Source organism: Mangrovibacterium sp. (assembly GCF_041596335.1).
Classification (GTDB): domain Bacteria; phylum Bacteroidota; class Bacteroidia; order Bacteroidales; family Prolixibacteraceae; genus Mangrovibacterium.
This window is the reverse complement of sequence record NZ_JBFHIT010000033.1, coordinates 22,828-42,855: the sequence shown is the minus strand read 5'-3', so window position 1 is coordinate 42,855 and position 20,028 is coordinate 22,828. Positions and strand designations below refer to the sequence as shown.

Annotated in this window: 14 protein-coding genes; 2 read left to right on the top strand and 12 right to left on the bottom strand. The window is 44.4% G+C overall.

All coding sequences use genetic code 11. The features are described from left to right. Window positions 1–164: 164 nt before the first annotated feature. The 6 genes from ABZD21_RS12500 to ABZD21_RS12475 form a co-directional block, all read right to left on the bottom strand. The gene (locus tag ABZD21_RS12500) at window positions 165–1,148 is read right to left on the bottom strand and encodes a FecR family protein (protein ID WP_372775353.1); all 984 of its coding nucleotides are present in this window, start codon (window positions 1,146–1,148) and stop codon (window positions 165–167) included. 111 nt (window positions 1,149–1,259) lie between these two features. After that, the gene (locus tag ABZD21_RS12495) at window positions 1,260–1,871 is read right to left on the bottom strand and encodes an RNA polymerase sigma-70 factor (RefSeq protein ID WP_372775352.1); all 612 of its coding nucleotides are present in this window, start codon (window positions 1,869–1,871) and stop codon (window positions 1,260–1,262) included. Between the two features lie 266 nt (window positions 1,872–2,137). After that, complete coding sequence (locus ABZD21_RS12490) at window positions 2,138–3,370, bottom strand: sugar MFS transporter (RefSeq protein WP_372775351.1); 1,233 nt, start codon at window positions 3,368–3,370, stop codon at window positions 2,138–2,140. 62 nt (window positions 3,371–3,432) lie between these two features. Continuing rightward, a complete protein-coding gene (locus ABZD21_RS12485; protein WP_372775350.1) occupies window positions 3,433–5,103 on the bottom strand; it encodes a hypothetical protein in 1,671 nt (556 codons plus the stop codon). Between the two features lie 69 nt (window positions 5,104–5,172). Then, entirely contained in the window at window positions 5,173–6,126 is a 954-nt protein-coding gene (locus ABZD21_RS12480; protein WP_372775349.1) for a hypothetical protein, read from the bottom strand. Between the two features lie 88 nt (window positions 6,127–6,214). Then, entirely contained in the window at window positions 6,215–8,872 is a 2,658-nt protein-coding gene (locus ABZD21_RS12475; RefSeq protein WP_372775348.1) for a TonB-dependent receptor domain-containing protein, read from the bottom strand. Window positions 8,873–9,197: 325 nt separating this feature from the next. Here ABZD21_RS12475 and ABZD21_RS12470 point away from each other — a divergent pair, with 325 nt between their 5' ends. Next, window positions 9,198–10,211, top strand: a complete 1,014-nt coding sequence (locus tag ABZD21_RS12470; RefSeq protein ID WP_372775347.1) for a LacI family DNA-binding transcriptional regulator — start codon at window positions 9,198–9,200, stop codon at window positions 10,209–10,211. Window positions 10,212–10,517: 306 nt separating this feature from the next. Here ABZD21_RS12470 and ABZD21_RS12465 read toward each other — a convergent pair whose 3' ends face one another. Beyond that, entirely contained in the window at window positions 10,518–11,540 is a 1,023-nt protein-coding gene (locus ABZD21_RS12465; RefSeq protein ID WP_372775346.1) for a DUF1593 domain-containing protein, read from the bottom strand. 19 nt (window positions 11,541–11,559) lie between these two features. Here ABZD21_RS12465 and ABZD21_RS12460 point away from each other — a divergent pair, with 19 nt between their 5' ends. Next, the gene (locus ABZD21_RS12460) at window positions 11,560–11,760 is read left to right on the top strand and encodes a hypothetical protein (RefSeq protein ID WP_372775345.1); all 201 of its coding nucleotides are present in this window, start codon (window positions 11,560–11,562) and stop codon (window positions 11,758–11,760) included. On the opposite strand, the gene ABZD21_RS12455 is transcribed toward ABZD21_RS12460, so the two are convergent. The 5 genes from ABZD21_RS12455 to ABZD21_RS12435 form a co-directional block, all read right to left on the bottom strand. After that, window positions 11,761–12,732, bottom strand: coding sequence for a glycoside hydrolase family 43 protein (locus tag ABZD21_RS12455; protein ID WP_372775343.1), 972 nt, complete (start codon window positions 12,730–12,732; stop codon window positions 11,761–11,763). A 97-nt stretch (window positions 12,733–12,829) separates the two neighbouring features. Continuing rightward, window positions 12,830–13,969 carry an endo-1,4-beta-xylanase gene (locus tag ABZD21_RS12450; RefSeq protein WP_372775342.1) on the bottom strand — a complete coding sequence of 380 codons (1,140 nt, stop codon included), beginning with the start codon at window positions 13,967–13,969 and terminating at the stop codon, window positions 12,830–12,832. A gap of 84 nt (window positions 13,970–14,053) precedes the next feature. After that, window positions 14,054–15,517, bottom strand: coding sequence for an MFS transporter (locus ABZD21_RS12445; RefSeq protein ID WP_372775340.1), 1,464 nt, complete (start codon window positions 15,515–15,517; stop codon window positions 14,054–14,056). 34 nt (window positions 15,518–15,551) lie between these two features. After that, window positions 15,552–17,474, bottom strand: a complete 1,923-nt coding sequence (locus tag ABZD21_RS12440; protein WP_372775338.1) for a sialate O-acetylesterase — start codon at window positions 17,472–17,474, stop codon at window positions 15,552–15,554. After that, window positions 17,471–20,017 (bottom strand): glycosyl hydrolase 115 family protein, encoded by a 2,547-nt coding sequence (locus ABZD21_RS12435; RefSeq protein WP_372775336.1) that lies wholly within the window; start codon window positions 20,015–20,017, stop codon window positions 17,471–17,473. The genes ABZD21_RS12440 and ABZD21_RS12435 overlap by 4 nt, the downstream gene beginning before the upstream one ends. Between the last annotated feature and the right edge of the window lie 11 nt (window positions 20,018–20,028).

Here is a 20,028-nt window from a genome sequence, read left to right as displayed (position 1 = left end):
GCTTGATTACTTGATGTATAATCGCGATGCTTCCAACATCTGATTATACCTTGCAGGCCGGTTATACTCTTCGTGTTTCCGGTCTGTTTCTTTTGATTAGTCTGTCATGATCAGTTTTTCGTTTTAGGTTATTCGTTAAGTTTTTCTTTTCCAAAATCCGTAGCTTATTCCCAGTAGATTAAAGTGGGCTCACCGGGGCGGGGTATGATCCGGTATTTGAGTGATGAAGTCATGCTGAACACCTCCAAAATCTGATCAATTGGCTTATTTTTCATGATTGTTCCGAAGTAGGTTTCATCAGCTAATTTTTGATTTTTAATCTGAATCTCTACATTATACCAGCGTTCCATTTTTTTTGCGATATCCTGCAGTTTTTCGTTGCGAAAAGAAATCAAACCATCTTTCCAAGAGGTATAAATGTCCAGTTTAACATTCTTAATTTGAAGCTCCTGTGAATTCTTTGCGTAGTTTGCATTTTCGCCCGGAACCAAGCGGGTAATCTCTTTACCGCTTTTCCCTATTACAGCAAGACTACCTTCAACCAAAGTGGTATTTACCTCTATGTCTAACTCATACGCCTGAATATTAAAAGATGTTCCATAAACTCTGAAGTCGAGCGAATTGGTTTTCACAATGAAGGGATGATCGGGGTCTTTGGCCACATCAAAAAATGCTTCGCCATCCAAATGAAGGACACGTTCACCAGCGCTGAAGTTGCCAGCGTAGCTCAGGCGGCTTCCTGAATTCAGCTGGACTGTCGTTCCATCGGGTAACTCTACATTCGACATTTGCCCAAGCGGCACATCAATAAACAGGGCTGCTTCATAAACAGGAATCGGTTGATCGTCTCTGGTCAGTTGATTTTGAATGATCATACCCAGGCTGAAAAACAAGACAATCACCGCAGCATAGCGGACAAAAGTATATAAATGGCGAATCTTGTCTTTACGGCGAATACGTCCAACCATAACCTCATTCCAAACTTTTTGAGTATTGTCATTCGATTTTGCGGTTAACGCCCAGGCTTTTTTAAGACGGATGAATTCGTCCCGGTTTTCAGGTGATGCATTGATCCAGTCATAAATAGCCGAAACTTCTTGTTCTGAAGCTTCACCTGCGAAGTATTTATAGATGATGGTGTAGTCCATTTTTGCGGTCTTGTAGTTTAAGTACACGCATCCGCAGATGAACCCTATATGGATTTGGTGAAAAAATTAAGTTTTTTTTAAGAATTGCGGAAAAATGGGAATTATATTCGATTAAGACATGTAGCTAAGTATGATTTCGACTAACACAGCCGGAAGGTATTCAGACAGTCGCTGGCTTAATGTTTTCAATGCGCGGGTAATATTGGCTTCGACCGATTTTGGGGAGATCTGAAGTTCTTCTGCTATTTCCTTATTTTTCTTCCCATCGAACCGGCTCATGATAAAAACCTGCCGGCACTTTTCGGGCAACTCGCGAATTGAACGATGAATCAACTCTTCCATCTCCGAAAACTCCAGCGCATCAAAGTCAAAGCTTTCCAAAACTTCATTATTGATTTGAGATTCCAGCTTGTGAAGTTGTTTGTCTTCGTACTTAGCCTCCACCTTTTTGTGCCGAATGTAATTCAAACAACTCGACTTGGCATAGGTGTACAAAAATGATTTGATACCGTTAGGCGATTGAATCTCTTCCCGGTTCAGCCAAAGGTTGATAAAGGCTTCCTGAGCCAGACTCGCAGCTTTGTCGTGGTCGAAAATAAACTGATTGCAAAAGCCAACTATGGGATTGTAGTGAGCTTTAAAAATTTGTTCAAAAGCAGATTCATTTCCATCCTTAAACTGAAGAAAAAGAAAATCGTTCAGGTCGCCAGGTTTCACTAACATCGTAGTTCAAGTACAGGTTTGGTTTTGTAAATATGTTGCTTTTTCCGGAATTGATCACATTTTATCCTCCAGAAATTCATGTGCAATCCCGGTTCAATGCAATAACACCCCAATATTTCCAACACAAAATAAGAAAAAAGAAGCGGAAGACATAAAGCCTTCCGCTAACCTTCTCATCTAACTAAAAAAATAGGGGGAAACGAACAACTTGGCCGGGCAAAATGCTATCCGCATTGAGTTTCCACCCTCCCTTAACTATCTAAAAACTAATATTCACTCATTTCCAACTGCAACAAACGCTGCTTGGTTGGGTCGAAAAACAGATTGTACAAGGTTCCAAAAAACAACACAGCGGCAAACACTGTCGCCAGCATAAAGCCATAGATCGCATTTTGTCCGAAAGCATCGCTAACAGCTCCCATTGCCAAAGGCCCCAGAGCCGCACCTGCTGCCGTAAAAAACAAAATAACTCCTGCAACCGACCCATGTTTTGCCTTCGGGAAACAGCTGATTCCCTTTGAATTGATTGTTGGATAGATGACCGACATAAATAGTCCGGACAGTGGAAGAAGCACAACTGCCGCTTCAATTCCGATAATCACACTAGCCAGAAAACATATTAAAATGAGGAAACTGAATATGCTTAGTACAGCAGACCAGTTGAAGTGCTGCATGAGCCATGCCCCCATGAAACGCCCCCCTGCCCGCAGAACAAAAAAGATTGTTAACGAGTAAGTAGCAATCAATACCAGGTTTCCTTCGTAATTGGCTATCAGGGTTGGCATCCAGACATAGATGGCGCATTCAACCGCTACATATAAAAAGGCACCAAATGAAAAACCTAGTGCATAGGGATCCTTAAGCATCAACATGGCACCTTTAAGGTTCACCGGTTCTTCTGAGGTTTTGATTGTTTTCGGGTATTTCACCACCAAGGCCATTAATATCAGCAACACACACATGGTTCCGGCTACAACATAGAGCCATTGCCAGGCAACACCTTGAGTAAGAAAAAAAGTGACAATGAAGGGCCCAATAATCGCACCAACTGCGAAGAAACCCTCAACAGCATTCATCATAGATGTGTGTTCTTTGGATGACTTGCTGATATCGCCGATCAAAGCCAAAGCTCCGGTCTTAAATACACCAATTGATAATCCACCAATAGCCATCAGCCCCAGAATCAAGCCAAAAGTATTTGCTGCAATATACATATAGGAGTTAACTGCAAAAATTGCAAGGCCTAACATGATGGTTACTTTTCGCCCCAGCCTGTCGGCCAGAAAGCCAAGTAACACCCCAGCCAGCGCAATAGCAATCATCGGTGTGTAATGCATCAAACCTGCAGCGGTCATGCTCACCTGGAATTGCTTCATCACTTCCGGAATGATGACACCGACTGCATCGGTTGTCATGGCAAACATCATGAACATTAAAAATGTCAGCCACTTGATTATTCGCAGATTTTGACCATCCTCTGCTTGTGCTTTTGTTGTCATAAGTATTCGTTCGTTAGTTATTGCTATTGTATATCTTCAGTATTATTGTGGGGTTGATTCCCTCAATCAAACTTATAAACAAGATCGCCTTTTTCATCTATTCCAGTAATCTTGTATGTAAATTCTTTCAGGTTGGCATGCAGAGTTGCAACACAATTGTTGTTCTCCCAGCGAAGGTATAAAGATTCCGTTCCTTGTTCTTCAATACTCAGCTTGGCATCGAAGCCAAAGGCTGGAAAACTCTTTCGAAACTTCAGCAATGAAATTTGCTTTTCAACCACGTTCTTCGCCAAATTCCCCAGAGCTTGTTCTAAGCCAAGGTTTGTCCGGTTAATCTCTTTATGACCTCCCGAACCTGCTTTTGCTACAGCCTCGTGGTCGTTTTTTCCGGCCAAAAGATCCAGGTACCAGACCTGTGGTTTGCCAGGCATAAAAATCTGAATAGCACGTGCTAAAAGGAGTTTTGCATCATCTTCGCCCAAAGCACTGTAATAGGTTGCATTTACCTGGTAGTACATATTCTTCTTTCCGTGCAGATCTTTTACATATCCACCACGTTTAACGACTGTATCAATCAGCATTTGAATTTGCTCGTCAGCCAACAAACCTTTAAGATCGAGCAGCGGGATACCATCGTGGCAACCAAGCATGTTGACAACCTTAATGTCTTTTTCCAGCATGTCATTGATCCATTTGATCAACACCTCGTTGGTATTTCTTTCGAATGCATCAATGATCAATCCGGGCAGGAAGAAATCGTAGGTTAAATAACCTTTTTCTGTGAGCTTCTCATGGATTTTCTCTTCGTATTTTGAATGAATTTCGGGCAAAAGTGTCAACCCATAATTATCGGCCAGATTTTTGATTTCCTCCAGGAAATCCCAAGTTCCGGGATCATTCAGAAAATTTTTGGCGCCCGGCTCCTTGGGAGCATAAGCAAAAGCATCAAGCCTGATAATTTCAGCACCATAGCTTGCCAGTTTTTTCAGTGTATCTTCGTAAAATTCCCAAACCAGCGGCGATTTAATGTTCAAATCCATTTGTCCAAGATATCTGCGTTTGGATTCAAGCAAATTGATCAACTCTTTGCTGTAACGCTCAAATCTTCCAAATTCAATATCGGAGGGTTTCTTGCCTTCAACTAAAGCTGTATTGGCTGTTTCTGCGAGCATTTGGGCCACACTGTACTGAATATCCATAGCTTCCATTAAATCCTGAGCATCAACTTTTCCATAGTTGACTTCCTGGTAAAAAGTATTCCAGTAAGGCACTTCTTTCCCGTCCGGCATACGTACCATCAAAATGGGTAACCCCGGCTTGCGAAAAAACATATCCTTGATATGCTCGGCCTCCGGTTGAATGTATCCTTCATCAGTCATTTTCCCAAATCCATCCCAGAACTTATTCCACTGAATAAAAAAATCCTTGAATATTGAATTTTCACCATTTTTCAGGATATCCCTGAACTGGGGCGAAAGTACCGATGAATGATTTAACACAAAATCGAATTTCAGGGCAATACCCATTTTTTTCAGCTCTTTCAAATCGTCAGGCGAAGCATAAAGTTGGTTCAATTCATAATCGATAACCGAAAATCCCCGATCCAAATCGGTGTTGAAAACGCTTGGCAAAATGTAGAAGGATTGAAAAACTCCTTGCACGTCAGGGTGCTGAACAAATTTAACTATATCGCCTAAAGTCCCTCCCATGCTATCCGGATATGCATTCAGCATGGGTCCGGAATTTATTACTGGCTTACGCCGTATTTTTGTGCTTTGTCCCATAAATTCTGTTTTCTGCAATTATACTTCTGCCATGAGTTTCCGGAAATCACCGTAGCTCAACAGTTCTCCGTTTTTTGATACAATTAATTTGGCTTTGTGTGCCTGCGATATGAGCAAGCCCTGCTCCAACTCCAACACCGTTGTAATAAAAGTGCTGTCGGTTCCACCGTCGCGGTTACGCGATTTACGGTGTTCCAATGTTTCAGCCGGGGTACTATTGAGCAAAATCGGGATATCAACCCCCTGAAGATTATCGTTGTTTCCATGGGTCCATTCAATGATGAGAACCTGTTTTTCGCTGAAGTCAACGGAGTCGTACCAAAGTGAACATTCATCTCGCCCCATTCGCTTAAGAAATATCCCGGATGCTCCGTTTTTGAATTGGGAGACAATCGAGGACAACTCGGTAAAGTTGATCTCTCTTTCAGTTCCGAGGTAATTTTTAAGACCGCAGCGTCCGGCATGCTGATACAGAGAAAGCCAGGGATAACGCGTGGCATATTCAGGATTTGAGTCCTGCCCGCTTTCCTGAATCTCTTTCAGGATGGTGTATCTTCCCTGGTTGTACTGCCCATTGGCAATTAAACCATCGATTCCGCTTTTTCTGAAAATTCGTAATCTCTCTGCATCATTATATTGAGGCAACCGGTGCGGATAATTATCACCAGACAACGTATAGCTGCCTACCCCTATTTGATTGAGGTAGTGTGCCAATAAGGAAGCTGTTTCTGATTTTCCGACGCCCGATCCTCCGCAAACAACAACGACTGCCCTCTGGGAAGGATTTTGCTCCATAACAGGTATTAGCTCCTCCAGTAAATGAGGGAAAATAACCTGTGCCTTCTCAATATGTTTCGGGCCAATCTCAATTTTATCCCCGGGCATATCTCCCTTGGGAATGCGCTCTGTATCCTTTATTTCGAAGGGCCTCCAAGGGATATTTTCTCTGATTTGGTCGATAATATTTTTCATAAAACTTGTGTGGATTAAACTAAAAACTACCAGCTTCTGAAAAGAAATCCGGAAGAAATGCCCTCCGGATTTCGATAGATGCTTTCACTTAAAAACTATAGGTAATTGTAACACTGGTGGCTGTTCCGGTAATCGGTCGTGCACGGAAGTAATTGGTACTATTGTCAACAAACGTATCGCCTTCCATCTCTGTGAAACCTAAAGTATTTGTCAGGTTATTCACGTTAACCCGGGCTGTAAGTCCATTAACAATTTTATAACTGGCAAAGGCATTTAAATAAGCATAGGCAGGCAGTTCAATTGTGTTGTCATCCTGTGCATATACTTTGGTTGTTCCCACCAGACTGCACCCCAGAATAAATTTACCATTCAACAGCGGATAAGACGGATTGATGTTGTAAAGCAGAGCAGGTACCCGCCGTGGAACATTTCCTTCTTCAGCTGAATTTATGCTTTTCAAAATTTCTGCATTGGTATAAGTCGCACCTGAGGTAATATTCAATTTGCCAAGCTGAGCAACAAGTTCCAATTCTACACCCATCGTACGAAATTCCTTGTTGATGGAACGACCAAACTCCTCGTTCTGCTCACTAATTTTAGTGTAAAATCCGGTCGCAATCAGTCCAATTTTAGGAGATTTATATTTGTAGCCTAGTTCCGCCTGAGAAATCTTATCGGCAGAAAGTCCGTCGATGGTATTCCCCTCATCCGTCAGGAAGGGCGTATAAAGCAACCTGTCGGCATTAGCGCGTCCACCTTTACTGTAGCGAGCATAAACGGCTTTGTCCTTATCGATCTTATAGTTAGCCCCTACTGAGTAGGATACATAGTCGTAGTCATAATCTACCAGGTTCGGATTGGCATTATCCAAGGTCGGAACGCTTGATTCCACCGGAGAAATATCACCATCTTTGTTCACATCCACTGCCGCTGTGTGATTGTTCAGGTAATAGCCATTGGCACTACCGAAATCATATCGAACACTGGCGTCAACATTGAGTTTGTCTGATACTTCAAGCTCCATATTGGCATAAGGGGCATCGATCGAATAGCCCACATCATACCCTCGAGTGATATTGCCCCAATAAGGTGTTCCATGAGAAATCAATCCATTCTCACTGTAAAAAGAGCCGTCTGCACTTTCGATATTCATCAGCCTTGGGCCGCCATGTGAGCTGACATCTGTAAGGAAGGTTTGCCACAACCATGTCATCGCAATTTTCTGATAAGCTTTGTAATAACCAAGTGTTACCTTCAACTTATCAATCGATTTGGTAAGGTAAATGTCATTGGTAAAGTTATTCAGGTTATTCATCTCTGTGTCAAACAAATGGATGCGCATCAACAAGCCATTGCCATTTAGGTTTTGAATTTCACTTCCGGATAAGGCTACACCGGCATTGGCACCGTTTGCGTAACTCAACATATATCCGGCTCCGGCAATATCCTGAGCAATTCCATCAGCAGCACCAACCTGGGCCGGAAACGGAGAGTTAAATGTTCCCTTGGTGAACGACATACGAAACTTTTCTTTCAGGTTCCACCCCTCGCCAATATCAAAGGAGAATTCTCCCCCAACTGAGCTCGACACCGGATGCATTCCGTCTGAAATATTACTGGTGCGTGAATTTCCCTGACCGTCAACTCCGTTCACCAACAAGAATCCGGCACTTTGCATAGCACCATGCTTGAGATCGAAGCCCGGAATAGAACTGTAACTTGGATTGTCGGCTGTTCCGGTAATCATTACCGGCATCGGCATGTAGCTAATCGCTTTATCATTCAAATACTTGAAATATAGACGGGCATACCCCTTCTCAAATGTTTTAGTGATGTTGGCCTTTATCTGGCCTCCAAAGTTAGCGGTGTAGCCCGGATCACGAGGGCCTGTTCCCTGGCGAAAGAATCCGCCAACGTGAAACTTCAGGTCTTCACCAACCGGAGAACCGTATTCAAAATCAGTTCGAAATGAATTGTAATCAACTCCGAAGGTTGTTCCAATACTTCCACCCGCGAAATCACCGGTTTTGCTGATAAAGTTAATAATCCCTGCAGGCGAATTACTGGCGAATGTAGAGGCACTACCACCTTTTATAGCTTCGACACGACCAACCGTTTGGTCGGCACGCAGGAAGATATCGGCATTACCAAAAGAGATGTCACCGAACTGAAGGATTGGCAAACCGTCTTCTTGCAGCAACAAAAACTTGGAACCACCTGAGGCAACAGGAACACCCCGAACTGCAATATTTGCATTACCTTCGCCACCGGAAGATTCGGAACGTATCCCGGGGATCGCTTTAAACATTTCGGCTGTAGTAACAGCACCAAACTCTTTCATAAATTTCGGCTTGATGGTTGTCATCGCCACACTTGACTCGAGGGCTGATTTCTGATTTACCACACCGGTAACAACAACCTCATCCAAACCAATTAAATCCTGCGACAACTGGACATCATAGGTAACCACTTGGTCGGCAATGATCTCTATTTTTTGTTCAACCGGAGAATACCCAATGAAAGAAGCCTGAAAAACATAAACACCCGGCTCCAGCTTATCTATTGTATATTGTCCGTCAAAATTAGTGATCGTCCCGGTAGTACTGCCTTTTATCATCATGGTAGCACCAATCAATGGATCATTGTTGGCTTTGTCGGTAAACATCCCAGTTAAGGTCCCCTTTTGAGCCATCGCCCCAAAGACACCGAAACACAGCAGAAGAAAAATTGTAACTACTCTTTTCATAAGACTAAATTTTACAGTTTAATAATTCGATAGGTTTTAAATCTTTAACACCCTACAAAATTACCTCGACAAAAGCTTAAAAACAACACCCATTCGACTGCTGTACTGCCACTTACACGCCGCAACCGGTTGCACAACCGGTTGCACTAAGCACATCTTAACTATTTCTTAACATACAATTCTCAAACTTGACCACCCTCCCCCGATTTATTCAAAACACGCTAAATACCCTAAACTAAACCCGGCAGGCAGAGAATTCGTGGCTAACCATGGCTATTCCAGCGATTTTATTTTTATATTTTGAAACCATTTCAAATCCTGACCTATGATTAATAATCCGGCAACAATACTGGACATTGCCAAAAAATTAAACCTTTCAAAATCGACTGTAAGTCGAGCTTTACGCGACCATCCGGACATTAGCCAGAAGACCAAAGATGCTGTTCGCAGGGTGGCAAAGGAACTAAACTACATGCCAAACGCCATTGCGGCTTCATTCCGGTATAAGCGAAGCAAAATCATTGGCTTAATTGTTCCTCAAATTTCCTATTTCTTCTTTCCTTCTGTCATACGGGGCGTTGAAGAAATTGCACACAAAAATGGTTACAAGTTGCTTATTTTACAGTCGAACGAGTCCTATGAGCGAGAAATTGCCAATCTGGATATCCTGGTCGCGAACAACGTGGAGGGAATTCTGGCTTCTGTTTCGAGAACAACCAAAAAATTCGACCATTTTGAAAGGATCATCAACATGGGTATGCCGATTGTATTCTTCGACCGCGTTGTGAAAGGCCTGAAAGCCTCAACAGTTTTGGTTGATGATATTACTGCCTCATTCAACGCGGTGAATCATCTGCTTGAAAGAGGTCGCCAAAGAATAGCCATCTGCACCGGCAACCTTAACCTGCTAATTAGCAACAACCGATTGCAAGGTTACAAAATGGCTTTACTCGAACATGGCCTTCCGGTTAACGAGGAACTTGTCATTTCCTGCGAAAGCCCAGAGGAAGCAGAAGAGGAAACCATCAGACTACTAAGTTCACCAAAGCCGCCAGACAGTATATTCGCAATCAGCGACTTAACCATGACAGGAGTGATGCGAGGCATTCACCGAAAGAAAATGCGCGTGCCGGAGGAAATAGCCGTAATTGGCTTTTGCGAGGATCCTTTCCGCAGCATGTACGAACCACCACTTTCGGTCATTCAGCCAATGGGATTCGAAATAGGCCAAAAATCAGCGGAGATCTTGTTGGAACAAATTAAGAATGAACCGTATTCTCATAACGAGCCGAAAGTTGTATATCTCGAGGGGAATTTGGTAATCGGTGGATCAACTTAGATCTTTACAAAAAATGGTCAGAAAAGAATCAAAAACGTTCTATTCTATTTAAGCTGAATTATTCAACCAATGCTACAATTAAAAAACCGGGTAAAGCAATCTCCTCAGAGATGCCTCACCCGGTTGTGGGAACAGAGCTGGCTAGCATCGGTACAAAGCAGATGGGTGGCCGCGACACCATTGATACAACCTAAAGACAGGGTGGCGCTTGAACGAATCCCGAAAATTGCCAAAGCATGCAGAAAAGTTCGCGATAATCTGAAAAAACATGAAGCTGGCTTTTCAACCGGTGATGAAGTAGTCGGTCTATTCAGATCTTCTTTGGTCAAACGGCTTAATGCAACGGTCCGCGCGTTCCATAAACTCTTTCTGAAAGTCGTTTTTCCATTTCGAAATAGTTGATCCGCCAAGCCCGTCAACATAATGTTTCGTACCTTTTTTGTGAACATACTGCCCACCCCAGCTTGGTTGAGTTGGATCTTCAGGATCATTGATTCCCCTCAAGGCGCTAACCAGATAAAGAAAAGCTGGCGAATCTCCTTCAATCACTCCGGGCCCACCCATTGCCTTAGGAGGATATATCGCACAAAGGGGGCCATGGTTGTTGATGATATTTTTTTCGACCCACTCCTGACTATCGCTCCGAAAAATGCCCTGATAAGTTTTTTTCGATTCGATGATAAACAAGTCGGGAAACTCATTCATCAACCATTCGTGTGAAGCGTCCTGACAGGCAATCAGAAAAATTCGAAGTTTGCTGATAAAAGCTTTGGTTTCCTTCTCGCTCCGGGTATTTCTAACATCCCAGATGGCCTGTGCAACTTCTCTCGGACCTCCCCAAACACTTACCCAAACCGGGCGCGGATCTGGTTTATCAACCGAAGCGATTATGGCATTTGAAGCTTCGCTGTCGAGGCCTTTTCCGATAATTTCACTCACTGGTTGCTTGCCACAACCCCATTTGATTTTAATCCCATTATTATTGCCTTTTCCTTCGTAGGTAACAGCACGCAAGGCATCGGCAGTTGGGTATTTTGGATCGTGTTCTCTAAGGATTTCATCTACTTTATCGTATTCGTCGAGTGCCGCAAGCATTGTTTTCTTATCGGCAACCATATCAAAAGTTCCGGCTGAAACAACCAGACCTTCCACATCAAATTCATTGGAGTAAAGCAAAAAACGCACAATCGACTGAACATCGTCGGGATCGCTGTTGGTTACCGGAAACGACGGAAAGTCGGAAGTTACTATGATTCGGAATTGCGAAAATCCAATTTTACAGGTAAGCAGCAATATTGAAATTAAAAGTATTTGTTTCAATTTTTTCATCTTAATATAAAATTATCGCATGAGTAACATACTATTAGTCACGCATAAATTAAAAGGAATCTTAGGTTACACACTTTTAGGACAGCATCTGGCTCTCCGTTCTATTTTACTATCGGCTCAGCAACTACATTTGAGTCTGACAAAAGCCAAACCAAAATGGCTGGTCATCCGACATTTTCGAATCCAACCAGCCATTCAAGTTCTACCTACTACGATCTAATTATGAATTAATGCCTTCAATCGTCTTTATCGTTCCATCGTTGCTGTATTCCAGTTCTACCACTTTCATACTTCTCAACCAGGTTTTACCACCTGACGGCACGCTGTCGTGATGAAACAGATACCACTTGCCCTTGAACTCCACAATCGAATGATGGGTAGTCCAACCAACTACGGGTGTTAAAATCACCCCCTTATATGTGAACGGCCCGTATGGATTATCGCCCACCGCATAACACAATTTGTGTGTATTTCCGGTAGAGTACGAAAAGTAGTATTTCCCCTGATATTTGTGTATCCACGAAGCTTCGAAGAAGCGGCGATCGTGATCTCCGGCGGTAATTACAGCACCGTTTTCATCCAGGATAAGCAACTCTCTGGGTTCCTCACCAAATTCCAGCATATCATCGCTAAGTTTCACAACCCGCGAAGGCAATGCCGGTTCATGATCTTTGGGCTCGTGACCACACTCGACGGCCTTGTTGTTCCGGTAGCGTTGCAATTGGCCACCCCACAACCCGCCAAAGTACATGTAATGCGCTCCATCCTCATCTTCAAACACACATGGGTCGATGGAATAGCTACCCTTCATTGGGGCATCTTGCGGAATGAAAGGCCCTTGAGGCTTATCGCTGATGGCTACTCCAATGCGGAAAATATCAGTTTGATCTTTCAACGGAAAATATAGATAGTATTTGCCGTCTTTATGCGCACAGTCGCAATCCCACAACTGGCGGCCTGCCCAGGCAATATCTTTCACATCCAACCCCACGCCATGATCGGTAACTTCACCATCGATGTCATCCATCGAAAAGATGTGGTAATCACGCATGTCAAAATGGTCGCCATTGTCATTTTCAGGAATACCCGACTCTACGTCGTGCGAGGGGTAAATGTACAGTTTGCCGTTGAACACATGCACGGCCGGATCGGCGGTGTAGAGGTCTGGAACCAGGTATCTTGCTTTCTTCATGATATAATTTTTAAGTCTGTTATTCTTCTGTCATTCTGAACATGTTTCAGGATCTTCAATTAATAATGGAAGATTCCGAAATGAATTCGGGATGGCACTACTCCTCTTTCGTTAATTGTATAATCTTCGCCACCACCGACTTGGGTTGAAAATTGCGATCGAACAAAAGCGGATAATCCGTACGTCCATGAATCGGAAAATCATTTTTCCAGGAGTCACGATCCGAAACGCCCCAAAGTGTAACCCGGCTCACATCGTCAGCATGTTTCAAAAATAAGTTGAAGAAATCCACCATTCGTGCATCCCATTCATCTTGTTTTTCCTGTGGAATCACTCCGTCTGTATACGGATTCAGTTCTTTCTCGTATTCGATTTTCGTTGAAATATCGGCACCAACATCCTGGCGACGGTTTGGTAGAATCGACATATCGAGCTCGGTTACCATCACTTTCATACCTTCGCCGGCGTAAGCAACCATGGCTTCTTCATAACTTTCCAGCGAAGGGCTGTTCAGACCGATGTGTCCTTGCATGCCAATGCCGTCGATGCGGATTCCTTCAGACTTCAAACTACGGATTAGTTGCACGATGGCATCACGTTTTCCCGGGAACCATTCGTTGTAATCATTGTAATACAATTCGGCTTCCGGGTCGGCTTCGTGGGCAAACTGAAATGCCAGTTTAATAAAGTCTTCTCCCACGATCTGGTAAAACTTGCTGTTCCGATAAGAGCCGTCTTCCATAATAGCTTCGTTTACCACATCCCAGCCTTTAATGCGACCTTTGTAACGGCCAACCACTGTATGAATGTGTGTTTTCATGCGCTCAATCATCAGCTCTCGCGATGCGTCGTTACCCAAACTATCGGTAAAAAACCATTCGGGAGCTTGCGAATGCCAAATCAAACAGTGTCCAGTAATAAACATATTGTTTTGCTCTCCAAAATCAACAAATTGATCGGCCAGCGTGAAATCAAATTCTCCCTCTGCAGGGTGAATTTCGACACTTTTCATGCAGTTTTCAGGAACAATTGCATTGAATTGCTCTTTAACGACTTCAAGCGAGGCCGAATCCTGCCCGGTGATCTGCCATTCATTTAACGCTGTACCAATATAAAATCTACCGGCAAAAGCATCTTTCAGTGTTTGAGTTTTTTCCGATTGAGTCCCGCCTGTGCAGGAAGCAAACAATACGACCCCAAGCACAAACAAAATTTGGTTTGAATTAAACTTCTTCATTTCTATCCTACTTTGTTAAAAATTATTTCTATTATTGAACACACCCATATTTAGAGTTTATTTCTATTATCATCCTTCGAGGAACTACTTCCTTCTGTCCAGCAACTCTTCCTGAATCTGAATTTCTTTCTTCTTGTTAATTTCGTAAAAGAACAGGCAAACCACACTCACACAGAAAGTTAGGGTCGGATAAACGCTAAGCGACAGTTTGATGCCGTTTATTGTCTCCGGAGTTTGAACCACCAACTGTTCATCGTATCCGTAAAACGCCAAGATTCCGGCAACCAGCGCACCACCAACGGCGAGCCCAGCTTTTAGCCCAAATATCATTGCAGAGAAGATGATTGCTGTCGCCCGACGGTTATTTTTCCATTCCGAATAATCAGCCACATCGGCAATCATAGCCCATAACAACGGTGTGCCAATGCCATAGAAAAACCCGTGTGCCAGCTGCGTCAAAAACACCAGTGCGATTGATTGAGGAGCATAAAAATAAAACAACAGCAAACACATTGCCGAGATAAATAAACTTATGCCAAACACATCGCGTTTGCCATATTTATCGGCGAGCTTTTTTGATACTGTAATTCCGACTATCATCATAATGATCCCTCCGGCGTTAAATAGGCTGAACCCGGAAGTCGGGGCATCTTCAGGCCAGGTAAATCCATGCAGCCCCATGCTGGTCAGCATACTGTTCAAGCCCGCAATAAAGCCGTTAAAACCTATATCTTCCAAAAAACTGGCCAGATGCTGTTCACTCAGAAAATTCTCGAAATAGTACACATACATCCCACCTTTCAACGAAAGGGTAACAAAAATGAAAATCGTAATTATCAGCATCATAACCCAAGGCTTGTTTTTCACCAAGTCGCCCAGGTCCTCTCTCACGCTCGACTTTTGTCCCGCCTTTGGGATAATTCGCTCTTTGGTCGTCAAAAAAGTGATGATAAAGAAAATGACACCGATAATTGCAAACAGGGTCATGGTGTTTTCGAATCCTTTGGTTTTATCGCCATCGCCAAAAATGAGTACCAGAGGCAAAAGCAAAGCCTGCACGATAAACTGGGCAATCATAACTGCTACAAAACGGAACGATGAAATGCTGTTCCGTTCTCCCATGTCACCGGTTAAAACCCCGCTGAGCGAAGCATACGGAAGGTTGTTGGCCGAGTACACAATGACCAGTAACATATAAGTTACCAGTGCATAAACAATTTTACCACCCGGACTAAAGTCAGGCGTACTGAATGCCAGCATGGCCATCACGCCAAAAGGCACAGCAGTCCATAAAATCCATGGTCGGAATTTACCCCAACGGGTCACCGTGCGGTCGGCAATGATCCCCATCACCGGATTGAAAAAGGCGCCAATCATCCCACCTGCAAAAATAATGGCCGACGCCGTGCCCGGCGGAATTTTATACACGTCGGTATAAAAGAAGGCCAAAAAGGTCATTAGTGTCTGGAAAATCAGATTCGCAGCCAGGTCGCCCAGACTGTATCCGATTTTCTCGATAACAGAAACTTTCTGTGAAGTTGAATTCATTGTTTTTTTTTATTGGTTTTTATTCTATAAGTTTTTATTCTTCTGTGGTAAAAGGCGATGCAGGCAGGCCTCTCTTGTTCTTTAGATTGGCACCGGCAGGATTGTCATCCCAGGCATAACGCACCACTTTGGGGTCGGATACAGTTCGACTCCAAACCTTGACTGTGTTTCTGCTCAGAACAACAGCATTCGCCCATACAAAGACACCATCGTCTCCGGCAATTTGGAAGCCCTGCAACAGGCTGTTGGCAAACAAGCCTGAACCAACCGAATTAAAGCGAAGAACGATGCTGCCATCCTCAACCTTCATCGACTCATACAATGGTCCGGAGCTAACAACCGAGCTGTCGCCATAGGCAACCCGCCGCGCTTCGAGGAACAAGCGACGGGCAACTTCTTTTTTCTTCAGCGGGTGAATATCATTCCATTCGCCCAGGTCAAAAGCTACGGCCATCCCGGTATTTGGCAATTCAAGCGTCCGTCGCTGCGCATCGCGCAAGGTGGCCCAGCCACTTTCAACCGGTTGTTTGTTGGGAATACCCAGATTGGCCAGTTGTACGAATACGAACGGTAGTTCGGGTTGGGCCATTTGAGTGCGCCAGTCTGTAATCATGTCCTTGAAAAGCTGCCGGTATTCCTTGCCACGTCCGGCATTGGATTCGCCCTGGTACCAAATCACTCCTTTTAATCCATAGCCGACAGCCGGACTGATCAGGCTATTAAATAACCCCCCAGGCACGAAACCACCACCTCCCAATCCTTGTGGAGGGTTTAACACTGCACCAATATGGTAGTTCCAATCACCAGTCAAATCAATGGTTTGCGATCCAACGCGGACTTCGTAAGGTTTCTCTTCAACAAATCCGCCTCGTCCGCCTTGACTAAATACCCGAACCATCAGTTTGTTTTTGCCTGGTTTCAATACACCTTCAGGCACCTTGTAAATACGTGGTGGGTATTGGTATGAAATGGTTCCGACGAAGGTACCATTGACAAAAGCCGAATCACTGTCGATGATTCGCCCCAGACGCAAGACAGCCTCCCTGGCCGCCAATGAATCGGCCACCTCGAATTCTTTATAAAACCAGATGGATCCGTTACGCAGCTCAACGCCTTTGTCGGACCAATAACCGGGCAGAGAGATCTGAGGCCAGTCGGAAACATCCACATCCGCTTTCGACCAACGACCGGCACCCGGATCGTTTTTATTCACTTCAAGCCCCCAGTTAAACGGAACTTGCTCGCCTTCTTCGGCTTGTCGTTTGGCACGAATGGAGTCGATACGGGCCTCGTTTGCTTTCCATTGGTCCAAATACCCGGCAACCTTGTCTTTGCTTAACCACGATTCGGCAGGAGATCCGCCAATCGCTGTGCTGATAATTCCGACCGGAACATGGTACTGTTGATACACATCATCAGCAAAGAAATACGCAACTGCCGAAAACTCCATGATGTTTTCAGGAGTCGCGGTCAACCAATTTCCATCGGGATAATCAGGCTGCGCATGTTCAGGCTCTTTTCGCGTTGATGAGCGGAACAACCGGATATTGGTATTGTCAATCTGCTTAATCTCGTCAGCATACAAATCCATTACCCGGCGAAGCTGCAGCTCCATATTCGACTGTCCCGAAGCCAACCAAACATCGCCCACCAGGATATCCGAAATTTCGATGCTGTTCACTTGCATCTTATAGGGACCTCCGGCAGTCAATGCCGGAAGTTCCAACTCCCAATTCCCTTTTTTGTCAGCTTTGGTCTGATAGCTCTTCCCCAAAAAATCGACCTTTACCTTTTCTGAAGGATCAGCCCAGCCCCAGATTTTGACCGGAACATCCCGCTGAAGCACCATGCCGTTACTGACCAGGCGGGGCAATTTAACGGAAGCTCCGGCACCTAAAGGTGCCATCGCTGCCATCAAGAAAACAAATATGCTTATGAAAAAAAACTCTCTTCTCATCGTCGGGTATTTATCAATTTACTTTGAGGAGCCCCCAGGTAACTCGGCTTCAAATTGCCGGTATCTATCAGAATCTTTTGCAAGACAATTCCCGGCTCCAACACTCTTACGCGCAAACGATGCAGACCTTCTTTGCCAATTTCGTGCTTTGTTTTGGTTGAAATGATCCGATCTGCTTGCCATTGCCCCAACTCACCTCGATATGCCCCATTTGTGTTAACGATCTGTTCTTCGCCTCCATCAACGGAAACAGCATAACGTAGTCCTTTATTGGCATTGAAGTTTAGTGTCGTTGAAATCAAGACATGCACATCGAATTTGCCGGTTGATTTGAAATTGACATCATATTCCAGGTAAACCGAATCGCTTTTTGTGGGATAAACATTTTGCGGGAAGGTTGTTACTCCCGAGCAGGTTTTACCCAAATCCGGTATAATTTCCCAGTGAATTTTGTCGGTATCTTTGGCTCTTTGATAGTTGCCGGCTTCAATCGATACATAACCATCTGCCTCATCAAAGGCCAGTTCTGAGTTTGGCACTTCCGGTTCTTTAACACGAGTCACATCAGGCATTTTAGCTTTTCGGGGCTCCTGCCAGGAGGTGTAACCAATCCGGATCTGATCCATCGTGTGGTTCCATTTTCCGTGAGCAATTTGCTGATTGTAATGCACTGTGAACAGCGAATCCCGCTCAAAGCATTCCGCTACCTCATCCGCCCAATGGTTTGCTTCGGGATCGTTCGCTGCGGCCAGTTGCTGGTTTTTTGCCACGGCATAATACATCTCGTACAGGTTCGCACAGGCATTGGTTGGGAAAAGAACCAGTTGGTCAAATGCATCTTTATACTCATTCGGGATGAAATTATAGAGACGCAGCGCATCCAATGCCAGATCCCGGTATTCGTTGCGAACCCGTTCAAACTCGTTGTAGTTTTCCAGACTGTATGTTTTTGAATTCAACAATTCCGGGGTCACCCGGTGGTTGTATTTTGTATAGAGGTTGATGATACGGGCAGCCTCTTTGGCATATTTTTCACCAAACTGTTCGGCACACCATTCTTCGGTATGCTGAAGTAAGTTCTGAGCATTGAATTTTGTAGGATCCCAGGCCATATCTAAAAAGAAGCTGATGGGGTATTCCATGGGTTTCAAATCACCCACGTTCACAATCCAAATGCGGTCGACACCGTGACTGTAAGTCAGGTTCATTTGCTCCCACACCCGCTGAATCTGACTAACATTCAGCCATTTATAATTACGCGGACCACCCACATAGTCGAAATGATAGTACATCCCAAAACCTCCTTTGTGCGCCGGAGCATTCAAATTGGGTAACTTACGCACGTTGCCCCAGTTATCGTCGCAAAGCAACAAAGTGACATCATCGGGCACCCGCATGCCATTGTCGTAATAATCTTGTACTTCCTTATAAAGCGCCCACACTTGAGGTGTTTCTTCGGGTTTTGTGCCAGTAACTTTACTGATAATTTTGCGTTGATCGCGAACAATTTTTTCCAGCAAGGCAATGTTGGTTCCCTCGCTCATTGCCTCATCACCATCACCACGCATACCAAGTGTTACCACGGTTTCATAGTCTTTCATGCGCTGCATACCTTTGGTCCAAAAGTCGGTAAGTACTTTTGGATTCTTGCTGTAGTCCCAGGCACCAGAGCCATAGCGATTCCATTCCACATGGGCCTTCCCCAGTGGTTCGTGGTGCGAAGTACTGATCACGATACCTAGTTTATCAGCCAACGAACCGTTTTCCGGATCATCGTCGTAAAAAGCCTTTCCCCACATGGCCGGCCAAAGGAAATTACCACGCAGGCGAAGAATGAGTTCAAATACATGGACATAGAACTTGTGGTTCACACCACCGAATTTTTCGTTGGCCCAGCCGGTTAAAGCAGGTGCTTCGTCGTTCAGAAAAATACCCCGATACTTCACTTTCGGGCTTTCAGTTACAAAACGCCCTGGCTTCACAAAAACTGCTTCGCGCTTTACTACCGGAACATCGGCCCACCAGTACCAGGGCGAAACACCCATCTCTTTTGATAAATTGAGCATGGCATAAATAGTTCCGCGCTTATCGCTGCCGGCCAGCACCAACGCCTGCTCCACGCCAGGGAACGGATAGTCGACCACCTGCGTCAGGCTTTGCTCCCACTGCCCCTGAATGCCTTTTACATCTAACTTACCTTCCGCAATCAACTGGTCGATCCATTGGTTTTTTCCAATGGTACCAACCAAAATCAATTGCTTGGCTTGGGGTAATTCATTTTGAAAAATACTTGCCGTTAGTCCGGTTACCATCTTCAGGTCGTTGACAAACCAGCCACCGACCTCAGTAATACCCGGATAGTCGTTCGCATCAATCACAACTGGAGAGACGTGATTGTCAGCGGCTAGCGTAAAACTTCCCGGTTCTTGCCTTAAGCTGATATAACTATCCGGGACACCAGCCATTGCTTTCCCTAATGAAAGAGTAATGCTCAACACCAGAAAAAACCGCATAAGATTAATTCTCAATAATTTCAGTTCCATAGTTCTACCTT

Excerpts from the sequence above, each read along its gene's own strand:
- ABZD21_RS12500 (WP_372775353.1), bottom strand. The coding sequence starts at position 1,148 with ATGGACTACACCATCATCTATAAATACTTCGCAGGTGAAGCTTCAGAA.
- ABZD21_RS12495 (WP_372775352.1), bottom strand. The coding sequence starts at position 1,871 with ATGTTAGTGAAACCTGGCGACCTGAACGATTTTCTTTTTCTTCAGTTT.
- ABZD21_RS12490 (WP_372775351.1), bottom strand. The coding sequence starts at position 3,370 with ATGACAACAAAAGCACAAGCAGAGGATGGTCAAAATCTGCGAATAATC.
- ABZD21_RS12485 (WP_372775350.1), bottom strand. The coding sequence starts at position 5,103 with ATGCTGAATGCATATCCGGATAGCATGGGAGGGACTTTAGGCGATATA.
- ABZD21_RS12480 (WP_372775349.1), bottom strand. The coding sequence starts at position 6,126 with ATGAAAAATATTATCGACCAAATCAGAGAAAATATCCCTTGGAGGCCC.
- ABZD21_RS12475 (WP_372775348.1), bottom strand. The coding sequence starts at position 8,872 with ATGAAAAGAGTAGTTACAATTTTTCTTCTGCTGTGTTTCGGTGTCTTT.
- ABZD21_RS12470 (WP_372775347.1), top strand. The coding sequence starts at position 9,198 with ATGATTAATAATCCGGCAACAATACTGGACATTGCCAAAAAATTAAAC.
- ABZD21_RS12465 (WP_372775346.1), bottom strand. The coding sequence starts at position 11,540 with ATGAAAAAATTGAAACAAATACTTTTAATTTCAATATTGCTGCTTACC.
- ABZD21_RS12460 (WP_372775345.1), top strand. The coding sequence starts at position 11,560 with ATGAGTAACATACTATTAGTCACGCATAAATTAAAAGGAATCTTAGGT.
- ABZD21_RS12455 (WP_372775343.1), bottom strand. The coding sequence starts at position 12,732 with ATGAAGAAAGCAAGATACCTGGTTCCAGACCTCTACACCGCCGATCCG.
- ABZD21_RS12450 (WP_372775342.1), bottom strand. The coding sequence starts at position 13,969 with ATGAAGAAGTTTAATTCAAACCAAATTTTGTTTGTGCTTGGGGTCGTA.
- ABZD21_RS12445 (WP_372775340.1), bottom strand. The coding sequence starts at position 15,517 with ATGAATTCAACTTCACAGAAAGTTTCTGTTATCGAGAAAATCGGATAC.
- ABZD21_RS12440 (WP_372775338.1), bottom strand. The coding sequence starts at position 17,474 with ATGAGAAGAGAGTTTTTTTTCATAAGCATATTTGTTTTCTTGATGGCA.
- ABZD21_RS12435 (WP_372775336.1), bottom strand. The coding sequence starts at position 20,017 with ATGGAACTGAAATTATTGAGAATTAATCTTATGCGGTTTTTTCTGGTG.